The sequence below is a fragment of the Alcanivorax sp. genome (assembly GCF_051117345.1).
Taxonomy (GTDB): Bacteria; Pseudomonadota; Gammaproteobacteria; order Pseudomonadales; family Alcanivoracaceae; genus Alcanivorax.
Genome location: NZ_JBNPEC010000225.1, coordinates 1 through 14,208 on the forward strand (window position 1 = coordinate 1; position 14,208 = coordinate 14,208).

The 14,208-nt window shown below is 60.1% G+C and carries 12 protein-coding genes; 5 read left to right on the forward strand and 7 right to left on the reverse strand.

All coding sequences use genetic code 11. From position 1 onward, the window contains the following. The first annotated feature begins 90 nt into the window (after window positions 1-90). On the forward strand, window positions 91-1,236 hold the full coding sequence (locus ACFE0K_RS14375; protein ID WP_434536711.1) for an alpha/beta fold hydrolase: 1,146 nt from the start codon (window positions 91-93) through the stop codon (window positions 1,234-1,236). 543 nt (window positions 1,237-1,779) lie between these two features. Continuing rightward, on the forward strand, window positions 1,780-2,841 hold the full coding sequence (locus tag ACFE0K_RS14380) for a glycosyltransferase family 9 protein (protein WP_434536712.1): 1,062 nt from the start codon (window positions 1,780-1,782) through the stop codon (window positions 2,839-2,841). A gap of 187 nt (window positions 2,842-3,028) precedes the next feature. On the opposite strand, the gene ACFE0K_RS14385 is transcribed toward ACFE0K_RS14380, so the two are convergent. From ACFE0K_RS14385 to bioB, 7 genes are all read right to left on the reverse strand, one after another. Next, entirely contained in the window at window positions 3,029-5,134 is a 2,106-nt protein-coding gene (locus ACFE0K_RS14385) for a metallophosphoesterase (RefSeq protein WP_434536713.1), read from the reverse strand. Continuing rightward, window positions 5,131-6,855 carry an alkaline phosphatase D family protein gene (locus ACFE0K_RS14390; protein WP_434536714.1) on the reverse strand — a complete coding sequence of 575 codons (1,725 nt, stop codon included), beginning with the start codon at window positions 6,853-6,855 and terminating at the stop codon, window positions 5,131-5,133. Before ACFE0K_RS14390 ends, ACFE0K_RS14385 begins: the two co-directional genes overlap by 4 nt. Before the next feature lie 193 nt (window positions 6,856-7,048). Then, entirely contained in the window at window positions 7,049-7,693 is a 645-nt protein-coding gene (gene bioD, locus ACFE0K_RS14395; protein ID WP_434536715.1) for a dethiobiotin synthase, read from the reverse strand. Between the two features lie 183 nt (window positions 7,694-7,876). Then, window positions 7,877-8,698, reverse strand: a complete 822-nt coding sequence (bioC, locus tag ACFE0K_RS14400; protein WP_434536716.1) for a malonyl-ACP O-methyltransferase BioC — start codon at window positions 8,696-8,698, stop codon at window positions 7,877-7,879. Next, window positions 8,664-9,476, reverse strand: coding sequence for a pimeloyl-ACP methyl ester esterase BioH (bioH, locus tag ACFE0K_RS14405; RefSeq protein ID WP_434536717.1), 813 nt, complete (start codon window positions 9,474-9,476; stop codon window positions 8,664-8,666). Before bioH ends, bioC begins: the two co-directional genes overlap by 35 nt. A gap of 135 nt (window positions 9,477-9,611) precedes the next feature. Next, window positions 9,612-10,772: an 8-amino-7-oxononanoate synthase gene (bioF, locus tag ACFE0K_RS14410; protein ID WP_434536718.1), complete on the reverse strand. Its 1,161-nt coding sequence runs from the start codon at window positions 10,770-10,772 to the stop codon at window positions 9,612-9,614. A gap of 3 nt (window positions 10,773-10,775) precedes the next feature. After that, window positions 10,776-11,939, reverse strand: a complete 1,164-nt coding sequence (gene bioB / locus ACFE0K_RS14415) for a biotin synthase BioB (protein WP_434536719.1) — start codon at window positions 11,937-11,939, stop codon at window positions 10,776-10,778. Window positions 11,940-11,981: 42 nt separating this feature from the next. Between bioB and ACFE0K_RS14420 the strand changes: the two genes are divergently transcribed. The 3 genes from ACFE0K_RS14420 to ACFE0K_RS14430 all read left to right on the forward strand — a co-directional run bounded on the left by ACFE0K_RS14420 (window position 11,982) and on the right by ACFE0K_RS14430 (window position 14,104). After that, complete coding sequence (locus ACFE0K_RS14420) at window positions 11,982-12,710, forward strand: ComF family protein (RefSeq protein WP_434536720.1); 729 nt, start codon at window positions 11,982-11,984, stop codon at window positions 12,708-12,710. Between the two features lie 154 nt (window positions 12,711-12,864). Then, the gene (locus tag ACFE0K_RS14425) at window positions 12,865-13,407 is read left to right on the forward strand and encodes a hypothetical protein (protein WP_434536721.1); all 543 of its coding nucleotides are present in this window, start codon (window positions 12,865-12,867) and stop codon (window positions 13,405-13,407) included. Window positions 13,408-13,420: 13 nt separating this feature from the next. Next, window positions 13,421-14,104 carry a 2-phosphosulfolactate phosphatase gene (locus ACFE0K_RS14430; protein ID WP_434536722.1) on the forward strand — a complete coding sequence of 228 codons (684 nt, stop codon included), beginning with the start codon at window positions 13,421-13,423 and terminating at the stop codon, window positions 14,102-14,104. Window positions 14,105-14,208 lie beyond the last annotated feature (104 nt).

The window sequence follows — 14,208 nt, forward strand, 5'->3', positions numbered from 1 at the left end:
AATCATCTCCCCCACCTCTCGCTGAAGAACGCGCTCAAACAGAGTCATTAGAAACTCGACTTCTGCTAAAAATTCATCGCCGGTGAAACCATGATCACTGACACCCTGCAACAGGTTCTCGACAACACCACTCGCCCCTGGCGGCAACGCCTGGATAATGGCCGCGCCCGGCTGTTCCAGGCAGACGCCCTGAGCCAGGCGGAACAGACCCCCTACGAGACCCTGTTCGACGATGGCCTGGTGAAGCTGCGCTACTACCCACCGCTGCAGGAAAACGCCATCCCCCTTACCGATGGCACGGTGATGTCCGTAAGCCGGGACACCCAGCGCACACCGCTGGTCCTGGTGGCACCGCTGGCGGTGAACATGCTGATCTATGACCTGTTCCCCCAGCGCAGCCTGGTGCGCTACCTGCGCGCCCGCGGCTTCGAGCTGTACATGGTGGATTGGGGACGACCCGGCAAACACCACAACCACCTGAGCCTAAGCAGCTATTTTGCCGACTATCTGCCCAAGCTGCTGGTGCAGGTGCGCCAGCACAGCGGCAAGCAGCAACTCAGCTTGCACGGCTGGAGCTTCGGCGGCCTGTTCAGTCTCTGCTACAGCGCACTGGGCCAGGACCCGGATATCAACAACCTGGTACTGGTGGGCGCGCCCACGGATTATCACCGCAATGGTGCTCTGGGCGCCCAGTACCGCCGTTTCAGCCGTCGTGCCAAATGGATACGCAGCACCACCGGCCTGCGCATCCATGATGTGCCGGCGGGGCTGCTACGCTCTCCCGGCTGGATCAACAGCCTCGCCTTCAAGCTCACCAATCCGGTGGGCAGCCTGCAGGGCTACTGGAATCTGGTGAAGAACCTGCACGACCGGGACTTCGTCTCCGCCCACGCCACCAACGGTGCCTTCCTGGACGACATGGTGGCCTACCCGGGCGGCGTCATTCAGGACATCATCCGTTACCTGTGGACCGATAATGTGGTGGCCCACGGCCAGCTTCCCATGGAAGGCACCGAAGGCCACCTGAATCAGGTTACCGCCAACGTGCTCAACGTTACCGGCGCCAGCGATCCCATCGTCACGCCGGAATGCAGCCAGGCCATGGAGCCGCTGATCTGCAGCAAGGACAAGACCTTCATCACCATCGAAGGCGGCCACATGGGCATCCTCGGCAGCGCCGCGGCACAGAAACAGAGCTGGGGGCGGATCGCCGACTGGTTGATTGAGCGGGATTGAAAGCAGCCGCGAGCGGCTAGCTACCAGCTTCTAGGCGGGTGTGGCCGTGCCAACCGAATTGTGCCGTGCCCCCCGTTTTTTGTAGGAGCCCATGCTTGTCCCCCAGGGGATCTACGACATGCGAACCGAGCGTAGCGAGGCGGCAGAGATCAACATCAAAGCACCATTGTTTCTGGAGAGACCTGTCGAGATTTGGGATTCCTGATCGCCCTCCGGTCGATTCCCTTGCTGCGCAAGGTTCGCACCTCAAGAGGATGTATTCGCTTCGCTCACCCTTCGGGCCGCACTGCACTGCGTGCGTTACTCCGCTGCGCTGCGTTCCTACAGCGGCTTCGTAGAAATGCCGAGGTCCCAGGAACTTTCCACCCTTTACCTATCCCATCGAGCGTAGCTCGTAGCTCGTAGCTCGTAGCTCGTAGCTCGTAGCTCGTAGCTCGTAGCTCGTAGCTCGTAGCTCGTAGCTCGTAGCTGCCTGTTGTCATGTAACCGACACCCACTCCCTCTAGGCTGTTATTCAATGTTATGGATAACGACCAGCCTGTCATGTCTCGCTTGTTGATTCTGTTTCCCTGCAGCCACATGGGCAATCTGCTGATTGCCCTGCCCCATCTGCGCGCCATGCTGGCCGCTCAACCGCAAGCGTTGTTGGTGGTGAGTCAGCGCTATCAATCACTGGTGGAGCAGAGCCTGCCGGGTGAGACGCGTCTGCTGTATTACCCGGAACTGTCCCTGTCCCGGCAGGTGCCACTGTTTCAGCGCGTGCGCAGTTACCTGACGCTGATCATGGCCATGCGTCGCTTTAAGGCAGAGGTAGTCGTGGATATTGAGGGGGAGCAAAAATCCGCCACGCTGGCGCGGCTCAGTGGCGCCGTCGAGCGCATCGGCCCGCACCGCCGTCATGGCCAGTGGTTTTACACCCGGCAACCACAGGCAGACTGGTCCGGCCATCGCTGGCAGGCCTATGCCAGCCTTAGCCGTCCCGCCGCGAACTCACCGGCACGCTACCTGCCGCTGAGCGACACTGCCGCTGGCCAGGACGAAGCGAACCGCATTCTGAAAGGCACCCGACAATCTGACAATCTGATAGCCATCCATGCTGGCGCCACCAAGACGTACAAGATCTGGCATGCGGAGCAATTCGCTGCACTCTGCCGGCGTCTGCGTCGTGCCGGCCTGACCCCCTTGCTGATTGGCGCAGGCCAGAAAGATCGCCAGCAGATTGCCCGCATCCAGAGTTTTCTCTGCGACCCGGTTATCGACCTGTGCGATCAGCTCAGCCTGGCAGGGCTGGTCGCCCTGCTGCAACGCAGCCGCGGCTTTATCGGCAACGACAGCGGCCCCATGCATCTGGCCGCGGCCTGCGGGCTTCCTACCGTGGCCCTGTTCGGCCCCACCGATGACACACTCTGGCAACCACTCTCACCCGATGCACAGGTGCTGCGCTGGCAGCCTTGTCATGAGAGCTGCGAACGCAGCAGCTGCGCCCTGGACAGTTACCCCTGCCTACAAGGGATTACCGTGGACCAGGTAATCGATACGCTGCAACAACTGGGCGTGATCCCTGCCTACCATCCGGGACCGGTGAAACCGTTGCGCATTTCCTGACACGGAACGCCCCGAACCACCATTGAGCCTTGCTCGCAAGACGAATATTCCAGGGGACTTCGGGAGTAATTTCGAGCCTTCGCCTTGCAAGCAAGACCCCAACCACATCTCGCACCCACAAAAAACCGCGAGGCGTTTCCACCTCACGGTTTATGGACAAGAGAGATTGTCTTTTTCCTATTGGCAATCAGAAGCCATCAAACAATCCAGCCAACAATCCTGTGATCGGTGACAACAGATCCAGCAGCGGTGCCAGCGGGCTGAGCAGTCGCTCATCCAGTTGCTCAGTCACTTCCCGTACCACGATCAACAGCCCTGAAGACAGTGCATCACCGGGCAAGGTCGCGTAATCCTCCGCGCCGGGAATCTGGTTGAGCCAGAGCACGTCGTTGACCAGATTCTCCAGGGTCTGCTGTACGGTGCCCACCAGTTGCTCACCGGTCGCACTGGTATCCAGCAGCACCAGTTGCTCCAGGGTATTCGCTAGGCCCAGGGAAACGGTGGAGAGCACCGAGGTCAGCCCGGCAAACACCGGCACGTCGCCCGGCACCTGCTCTTCAATGCCATCAAGGATATTGTTCAGGTTACGGGACAATGCCACCAGCGGGCCGGCGATAAAGGCAATGTCTTCCACCGTGCCGCCTTCACCGGCGTCACCACCACCGCCACCAAAACCATCGGCCAGGGCATCGAACGCACCGCCCAGTTGATCAAAGGGCACCGGCAGACCGCTGGTATCGATAGCCTGCAATTGCTCCGACGCCGCCAGCACCGCCTGCACGGACTGGGTCATCCCATTCGTGTCGCCTTGCAGAATCGCAGCGGTGGCCGCATCCATGGCATTGAACAGGATGTCTGTACCAGCAATCATCTGGTCGAACACCTGACGCTGGTCTTCGGGCAGGTTGGCACCGGCCTGGGTAAAACCGGACACCAGGGTCTCACGCAGCTCTTTCAGCGGGCCGGTAAAGTCCGCATCAAAACCGTCCGGCAACGGCAGCGGTAAAGCCCCGTCACCCAGGGGCAGACCGGAAAAATCATTGCCCGGCACCAGCCCCACCATGGGCTGCTTGTCATAGCAGTGGGTATAGGCCGGGGTCAGCTCACCGTTGCTGATCACGCCCAGCCCTTCTGCCTCAGGGTCTACCACATAGGCATCCAGGCATAGGGTGGCCGGCGCCAGGGTAACGGGGTCGGCTTCGGTGGCCTTCATCCAGAAGAACCCATAGACATCGCCTTGCTGGAAACGCGCAGTATTGCGTTCCGGGTCATCAATGGAACGGGTCTTTCCCGCCGCGCCACTGACCACGAACTCGGTGCGGCCGCAATCCGGCACCGCTTCCAGAACCTGCAGATCATGGTCATGACCGGCAAAGAAAAAGTCGGTCTGATCACAGACCGCTTCTTCCATAAAGGCCTTCCAGCGCTCCCCGGCCAGTACCGGCAGAATCTCGCTGGGCACACCATCATAGTTTCCGGCGTTGCCGTGAGAGCCGTTGGACAGATAGGGGTGGTGGGCCATGGCGACCTTGAACACGGCATTGGAGCCGGCCAGGGTATTCACCGCCCAGTTGCGCTGGTCGATGCCATAGGTGTGGTAGGCATAGGCGATATCCGGATCACCGAAACCACCGGCAATGGGGTTGGAATCCAGCGCCACGAAATCCACCAGCGGGCGAGGATTGGTGTGGGTGGTGCCGGCACTGTGCAGGAAATACCGATCCGGCATGTTCCAGCGGTTGGAGAGCTTGCCGTCGAAGTAGGTGTAATCCACCTGAAACTCACCACGTGCATTTCCCGCACCGTCACCGCCCACATAAGCGGTATTGTCGTGGTTTCCCAAGACCATATAGAACGGCAACTGCACCGGCTCGAAAGGCTTTTCAAATTTTTCTGCGAATTGGGGATCGTCCACACTGGTGACGCCGGATTCATGGATGTTGTCACCTAGCCCGACCACCAGATCACAGCCAGGGAAGGCCATGTCGTCCACGAACTCGTCTTTTACCTCGCAAACCTTGTCGATGGCTTCGCCCACCGCATACTGACCGGCGAAGCCACTACCGGAATCGCCAATCACAATAAAGCGCAGTGCTGCCGGCGGGTTGTTAGCCACCGGTCCTTCGCCCCCTTCATCACCACCTTCTCCATCACCCGGTTCGGACGGGGTGTTCGGGGTTTCACTGTTACCACCGGAATTAGCGCTGTTGGCAGGGCTGGAAGATCCCCCGCCGCCACAAGCCGCCAGCGTCAGCGCCGCCACCAGGGGCAGCAGTTTCCAGGGAAAAGTCATGACATCACCTCATCGGAATTCGGTACAGGAGGGTGGAAAACCGCAGTGCGCAGGGAACGCGGGCGAGACGGGGGCAGGTCTTCGACAATGCGACTGTCACCGCTTTTCACCGCAACCACCTTGGTCTTGCTGGTATCAATCTGGCCACGCAAATCAAAAGATTCGATGCTCTGCGCGTAGTAGAACTCGCCCTGGGTACGCTGGCGATCCACGTCCACCAGAATGAAACCGCGGGATTTGGCTTCCACATAACGGATATGCGGGTTGACCACCGGAATCAGTGCCCCGGCCACTTCCGCCGCGCCCTCCGGGAACCCCGGGCTGGTCACCGCCGGGGTAACCAGCTCCGCCGCCAGCGGCTTGTCGAACAGGTCACCGAGTAATGACCCCGGGTTGCGATAGATTTCACTGGCCCAGGAGGTATGAATATCCCCGGTGAGGATCACCACATTATCGATGTTGTTGTCGTCGATATGGTTGAGAATTTTCAGTCGGTCTGCCGCATAGCCGTCCCATTGATCCATGTTGATGGCGGACAGGTTGCCGCGCAGTTGTGCGCTACGCTCATCCAGGGTCGGCAGCTCGGCAATGTTGAGCTGGGCAAACATGACCTGCTGGCCGATGAAGCGCCACTGGCTGGTGGAGGCGCTGAGACTGTCGAGCAGAAAGTCCATCTGCTCGGCGCTGATCAGGTGGCGGTCTTCATCGTTGCGGGCCGGGTCAGCGGGAATCGTCAGTTGCTCGTCACGGCCTTCCAGACGCGTGTCCAGCATGGTCAGATCCAGCAGATCACCGAACTGGAAACGGCGATAGATCACACTGTGATTACCCGGCTCGCGGGGGCGAATGGGCAGCCATTCGAAGTAGGCCTGCTGGGCAATCTGCTTGCGGGTTTCCCAGTCGCCTTCGGTAAGCGGCTGGTGATTCTCGGCGCCGTCGCGATAGCTGTCGTTGCTGGATTCGTGATCATCCCAGACGGCGATCATGGGGAATTGTGGATGGATACCCTGCAGGTCCGGATCGGTCTTGTACGTGGCGGGACGTTGGCGGTAATCGCTCAACGACACCATTTCATGGGCAGGCAGCGTGCAGCGGTCGGGAAAGTCACCATACTCTCCCGCGCCATATTCGTAGATGTAATCCCCAAGGTGGAGGACAAAATCCAGGTCCGGGTGATTGGCAACGGCCCGGTACACCGAGAAAAACCCATTGGGATAATTGGAACAGGACACCACTGCGAAACGGGCGCGGTCGATAAATCGATCAGAGGCCGGAAAGGTTCGGGTACGACCCACCGCAGAGGTCTTGTTCGCCACCGCAAACTGATAGTAGTACCAACGGTCTGCCTGTAGGCCCGAGGCATCCACCTTCACGCAGTAGTCTGCTGCTGCCGTAGCCGTTGCCGCATAAGTCGCAACAATCTGCTGCATGGCCGGATCACTGGCCACGGTAACTGCCACAGCCACATCCTCACCGTTGCCAAGGTCTGGCGTTACCCGCGTCCACAGAATCACCCGGTCGGACAGTGGGTCACCGGATGCCACCCCATGCAGAAAAGACGCAGTGGGCAGTGCATCAGGTTGATCCGGAACCTCGGGCTGATTCGGAGTCGGTGTATTAACCGGTGTCGTTGGCGAGCTGCTACCGCCCCCACAACCCGCCAGCGCGAGCGTACTGCCCGCACCCAGCGCCTGCACCAGGCGACGTCGTTTGCGATCCATGGAACTTCCCCCTGATTGAACGCCATCGCTTCACGCGCTGACGACTCAAGATTAGGCAGGAAATTGCATCGGAACAGTGGGCCTTGGGTAGTTGCACTGTAGTACTATGTAGCGCCCTGTAACCGCCCAGTTAAAGGTGACAGAGGCATGAATAACAGCTGAAAAAACCGTGACATTGTGCGGGAAAAACGCGCTACACCAAGGCAAACGCGCCGGGCAAATGCTGGCGCAGGGTAAGCAGATTCTCCTCCTGCGCGTCCATTTCACCAAAGCAGTTGGCCATGGTGCCCGCATAATGCAGCCCATCTTTTTCAATCGCTTCTGCGGTCAACAGTGCATGATTGATGCAACCCAGTTTCATGCCCACTACCTGAATCACCGGTAGCTCCAGGGCACTGGCCAGGCCGGAGAGCATTTCCCGGTCATTGAGAGGCACCCGCCAACCGCCCGCGCCTTCGATCAGAATCAGATCTGCTTTATGAGCACTCAGGGCTCCGCGCACATAGCCGACCAGCCGTGACAGCGTAATGGCCTTACCCTCCTTTTGAGCAGCAATATGCGGCGCAACTGGCGCTTTCAACGCCACCGGATTGACTAATTCGTAGGGTAATGTCACCGAGCTGGCCGCCATCAATTGCAGGGCATCCTCATTGCGCCAGCCCTCTGCGGTTTCCTCACACCCGGCGGCTACCGGCTTGAGACCGTAGCAACTCAATCCCGCTTCGCGAGCACGCTCCAGCAGACGACAGCTCACCCAGGTCTTGCCGACTTCGGTGTCGGTGCCGGTGACAAAGAAAATGCCCTTGAGGGCAGGAAGGGGGGGCTTCTGGTTTTCCATGGTGAACCTCTGAAAGGGCGGTGCTGTTTGTTAGGTGGCAAGCTACAAGCTTCAAGCTGCAACACGGGAAAGGTTGCCACATGACTCCAATGTTGCAGCCCGTGCATCGATGGTCGTGGGCGCGGAGAAAGCGTGGCAGAACACGGCGGCGGCAGATTCGCGTTGTAGCTTGAAGCTTGCAGCTCAATTCTTTTCCGCTTCCAGGAACAACACATTCCAGGTCAACGGCAGCCCCTGCCCGGTCCGTCTGGTTTCGTATTCTGCCACCATAGCCTGCCAGGCATTCTTGCCGGTGAGGCCGCTGGCGCCATTGACGTGATCAGCGCCGGTAGCCTTGAGGCGGCGAGCAATCTGTTTGACCGAATCGTAGTATTCCACCATCACCTGTTGCTGCCATTGCGCATCGGCAAACCCGGCCTGCAAAGCCGCGCCCTGCCAGTCCTTCAGCGACGGCAAGGGATTCACATGGGGGCGGTGATTTACCCCCTGCCAGCTCTGATTCAATTCCTGCAGGGAGCCAGCCAGGGGAACCGCCAGCAGCAACCGGCCTCCCGGCGCCAGCACCCGTTGCACTTCCGCCATCACCCTGGCCGGGTGGCACCACTGCAAGGCAAAACAGGAAAACACCAGCCCCTGGGACGACGCTTCCAGCGGCAGGGATTCCGCATCCGCGCACAGAGGTTGGTAATGATCGTTGAGTCGGCCCCGTTCAGCGGCCTCATTAAGCATATCGGACGACAGATCCACCGCCTGCCATAACACGTCCGGCAGTGCCTGTTGCTGGGCTCGGGCAAAGGGCGCGGTAGCACAGCCCAGATCGAGAGCCGCCGGCTTCACCAGTTCGCCGGGCAATCGCTGAACCAGCGAACGCCCCACCGCCAGCTGCAGCTCAGCATGGGCATCGTAGCTGCGCGCGGCACGGCTGAAATGCTGACTGACGGCAGTCTTGAGTGGCGACTCCATCGTCGGCTCAGCCAACCAGTCGATGGTCGCGATAGAAGTCATAGACGGCCCGGGTAAAAGTATCGGGGGCGGACAGGAAAGGCACATGGGCCACCTGTTCGATCAAGGCGGTGCGGCCGGTTTGGATCAGGGGCTCCACCGCCGCCATGGCGGCCGCCGGCACAATATGATCCTGTTCCCCGAACACCATCAGCACCGGCATGGGCAGGGATGCCAACGTACCGCGCAGGTCAGCATCACGAAGAATATCGAGACCGCCCCGCAGAGCCCTGCGCGCCGGCAAGCCGCAGAAATAAAGAATGTCTTTCAAGCGCGCGGTGTCTTCCCGCATGGCCGCGCTGCCCTTGCAGTTGAGGGCCAGGAAGCGCACCAGGGTGCCCTCATAATCCTCGTCGAACAGCTCGGCAAACTTGGCCAGGATGTCCGCCTTCATGGCAGGTTGCCAATCTGCTGCCGCAGTGAAGCGGGGTGAGGTAGCAACCGTCACAACAGACTGTACTCGCTGTGGCGATTTCTCTGCCATGGCCATTGCCACCAGCCCCCCCAGTGACCAGCCCAGCAGATGGGCCTGCTCCGGCATGATCGCCAGCACCTGGTCGGCGAGAAAGTCCAGGGTGTAGTCATCATTGGGCAGCGGGCTCTGGCCCATGCCCGGCAGATCCACCACGGTGACACGGAACCGTTCCAGCAACGCCGGCACGATATCGTCAAAGACGATGGCATGCAGACCCCAGCCATGAATCAGTACGATATCCTGGGCATCGGCATCCGCCACGCCGGTGGCTTTGTAGGTGTTGTGGAACGGGATCAACTTAGCCATTCAACTTCCTTTTTTTACCACAGAGGGCACCGAGGTCACTGAGAAAAGCCGACAACACCACAGGGAGATTTGCGGGGCACCATCATCCCGCCGGTCTGTATCGTTTTCACTCGGTGATCTCTGTGCCCTCTGTGGTTAAACATCTTTTCTTTGACACCGCGCCAGCGCCACCAGCAACGCATCCACGTCGTTTTCCTCATGGGCCGCCGACAGGGTGACCCGCAATCGTGCCTGGCCCTCCGGCACCGTGGGCGGGCGAATGGCGGTGACCAGAAACCCCTGCTCGCGCAGCTGCTGGCTGAGCACCAGGGCCTGCTGATCGGCACCGATCAGCAAAGGCTGGATCGGGGTGGTCGATTCCATCAGGGAGAAACCCAGTTGCTCGGCGCCGATACGAAAATGCTGGATCAACGCCGCCAGTTTTTCTCTTCGCCACTGTTCTTCGCGGGCCTTGGACAGGCTCACCAGGGTGGCCGCCGCCACCGCTGCCGGCATGGCGGTGGTATAGATATAGGTGCGCGCGAATTGTATCAGGGTCTCGATCAAGGCATGGCTGCCAGCCACGAAGGCTCCGGCGGTCCCCAACCCCTTGCCCAGGGTGCCCATCAGTACCGGCACCCGCTCATTCACGCCCTGCGCAAAGACACTGCCACGCCCCTGTGCATTGAGTACGCCCAGGCCATGGGCATCGTCCACCATCAGCCAGGCATCATTGTCTTCGCAGGCAGCGGCATAGTCAGCCAACGGCGCCACGTCGCCATCCATGCTGAACACCCCGTCAGTGACCACCAGCTTGCGGCGCGCGTCACTGCGCTGCAGCTGACCACGCAGGGCAGACGAATCGTTGTGAGCAAAACGGCGAAACCGGGCGCCACTGAGTAACCCACCATCCAGCAGGGAGGCATGATTGAGGCGGTCGTGAAACACCGCATCGCCCTTGCCGAGCAAGGCGGTCATCACGCCCAGATTGGCCATATAACCGTTGGAAAACAGCAACGCTCTTTCGCGACCGACGTGATCGGCCAGCGCTTCTTCCAGTTGCTGGTGGGGGCGCTGATGCCCGCAGACCAGATGGGAGGCACCACTGCCCACTCCCCACTCTGCTGCTGCACTCTGAAAAGCGGCGATCACCGCCGGATCATTGGCCAGCCCCAGGTAGTCGTTGCTGCAGAAATTCAGATACCGGCGCCCGTCCACCACCGCATGACGGCCGCAGGGGCCGTCCTGAATCAAGGGTTGGCGGTAACGGTGCTGCTCACGGCGGGCCGCCAGATCGGCGGCCAGATCGAAAGCCATGGCTCAATGTTCGGTGGCTGCGGGGCGGCCGGTGTCCTTGTCCAGCACATGTTTCGCGGCGCGCTTGCCGCCATTGTTCTGGGACATGGCGTTGTAGAACAGCCCGGCCTCTTCTGCCTGCTGCTCCGCCACCTGGGCCTTGATCACATCCTCATGGGCTTCGTCGGACGCTTCATGACGCAAATCCAGGGGATGAATCCCCAGACGCTTGAACAATTGCTGGTCGTGGTTGGCTTCCGGGTTATCCGTGGTCAACAGCCGCTCGCCGTAGAAGATGGAGTTGGCACCGGCCAGGAAGCACAGGGCCTGGGCCTCGTCGTTCATTTCCTGACGACCGGCGGACAGGCGCACATAGGATTGCGGCATCAGAATACGCGCCACCGCCACGGTGCGGACAAACTCGAACGGGTCCAGATCGTCCACTTCCGCCAGGGGTGTACCTTCAATCTTCACCAGCATGTTGATGGGCACGGATTCCGGGTGATGCGGCAGATTGGCAAGCTGCTGCAGCAGGCCGACCCGGTCATCGCGCTGCTCGCCCATGCCGACGATACCGCCACAGCACACCTTCATGCCGGCATCGCGCACATTGGCGAGCGTGGAAAGACGATCATTATAGGTGCGGGTGGTGATGACCTGACCGTAGTATTCCGGCGAGGTATCCAGGTTGTGGTTGTAGTAATCGAGGCCCGCGTCCGCCAATGCGTCCGCCTGGCCCTGATCCAGCATGCCCAGGGTCATACAGGTTTCCAGACCCAGGGATTTTACCTGCCGCACCATGTCCAGGACATAGGGCATATCTTTCTCGCGCGGGCTACGCCAGGCCGCCCCCATGCAGAAGCGGGAAGCCCCCTTGTCGCGCGCAGCCTGGGCTTCTTCCACCACCCGCGCCACTTCCAGCAGCTTTTCCTTTTCCAGCTCGGTGTTGTAGTGGCCGGACTGGGAGCAGTACTTGCAATCCTCCGGGCAGGCGCCGGTCTTGATGGACAACAAGGTGCTCACCTGCACCGCATTGGGATCGAAATGGGCCCGATGTACGTTGGCTGCCTGAAACAACAGATCGTTGAACGGCAGGGCAAACAGGGCGTCGATCTCACTGCGTTTCCAGTCATGGCGTACAGCAACGTCAGAGGCTGGCGATTGGGCGGGGCTGGCGGTTGCGGGCATGCTTCTTCTCCATTCGGGAATCCAAGCAGGCTAGGGAGCAATATGACACCTGTCAACCTGATAGAGGCAACAAAAGTTTACTGCAGTCTGTTTTTTGATCAATCCTGCCGTTGCCTGTTTTGCGGGCAAACACAGAGCGACCGGGTTTGTCCCTCCTGCCTGGTATTGCTGGCACGCCTGGAAGGGCCTCTGTGTCGGTGCGGCCTGCACCATCCCGCTGGCAACGCCGACGAAGAGATTCCTGCTCCGCTCTGTGGACGCTGCCTGCGCCACCCTCCTCCCTTTACCGCCAGCCAGGCCCCTCTGCGCTACAGTTTTCCACTAGATCGGCTAATTGGTCGTTACAAGTACCGCGGTGATCTGGTGGCGGAAAGAGGGATCGAACAGTTGCTGGCAGACACACCCTGCCCCTGGCCTGACATGGATGCCCTCTGCGCCCTGCCCGCACACTGGCGACGGCGCTGGCAGCGAGGGTTCGATCAGAGCCAGCGGCTGACCGATCGCCTCGCCAGCCTGTGGGGGATGCCATCACTGCCAGCTCTGGCACGCCAACAAGCAACGCCCATGCAGCAAGGGCTCAGCCGTAGTCAACGGCGACGCAATTTACAGGGCGCCTTTGCCTGCACCCGGCCGGTTACCGGGCTGAAGCTGGTGCTGGTGGATGACGTCATGACCACCGGCAGCAGCGCCCGCGCCGCCGCCGCATGCCTGCTGCGCCATGGCGCCACTGAAGTGCGGGTATGGACCCTGGCACGGACCCCGGAGCGTTAACAGCGACGCTTTTGTCATGCGACTCAATCATCGGCGATTAGACTTGTTCTGCTGGCTTCCTTGCAGCCTCCCTTCGGCATTGAAAGTCATTCACCCGGACTGTATTTCAATCTCCTGTTAGGCATAATGAATCCCTGTTCACGGAGGGATACCCATGAAAACAATAACAACCCTGATAACTCTGCTTTTGCTAACAGGCACCCTTGCCAGCCATGCCCATGCCGAAGACCGTTACAGCGGCGTCACCCTGATTCGCGGCACCGTTTTTTCAGTTGGCCGGGTCGATCCCACTGAAAGAGTGGATACGGGTTTCTTTGTCGATGCCAACTACAGCAGCGTGGCCATCAACGCCGGCATTGGCAGCAAGAAATTCGGCGATTCGCCGCTGCGCTCAGACCAGCGTGAGGACGACCTCTCCGAAGCCGATGGCGAACGGGTCAACAACGCCTATGCCGGCATCGGTTTCGGTCGTATCGTGCAGATCCAGTATGGCTACGGCAACCACGGCGACTTGCTGCGCTTCCGCTCCGATTTCAATTATCGCTCGGTGGTGGATTTCTTTACCGGCAAACGCACACCTAAAGACCGCATGACCCTGGGTGACCGCATTACCTTCACCATTGCGGTGGAACAGTACCAGGACAGCGACGAAGAGATTTTCGATAACGCCACCTGGGGTATCGGCCTGCTGTTCTGACAAAGGATTATTGATGGAAGTCCATATCGCCCAAGGGCATAACCCGCCGCACAATATTCACGGCATCACCGTGATCATCGACGTGATCCGTGCCTTCACCACCAGCCACCATGCCTTCCGAAAAGGTCTGCGCTGCATCTGGCCGGTGGAGAATGCCGAACAGGCCTTTGCCCTGCGTGAAGAGCACCTGCCCGACGCCTTGCTGGCCGGTGAAGTGGATGCCCTTCCGATCAAGGGGTTTGATTTCGGCAACTCTCCCTGGGAAATAGACCAGGCGGACCTGCAGGACCGGGAATTGATCCTGCGCACCACCAACGGCGTGGCGGCCACTCTGAAAGCCCGGGACAGCAAGGAAGTGCTGGTTGCCGGGCTGGTGAATGCGCAAGCGACCGCCAACTATCTGCGCGAACAGAATCCACCAGTAGTGGTACTGGTGGCCTCTCATCCCACTGGCGATGAAGACGTGGCCTGTGCGGAATATATTCGCCATTTGCTGGGCGGCGAAGGCATAACCTACGACATCGCCCGCGAACGCACCCTGAACGCCAGAGCCGCCAAAAAATTCTACGACGGCACTCACCCCCGCCTGCGGCCCCAGGATATTGATGCTGCGGCGGCAAGCGAAGGCGACAGCGCACTGATCATGCGAGTCAGCTTTGCTCCCTTCCCCTGCATCACCGCACACCGGGCACCATGACCCGGAACGTCAAGGTTTCCGTCCTTTTTGATCAATGCGGTTCGCCTGCCGGGCTTGTTACTGTTAAAACCACCTCACCAAACAGGAAAGCCCCATGATCCCGT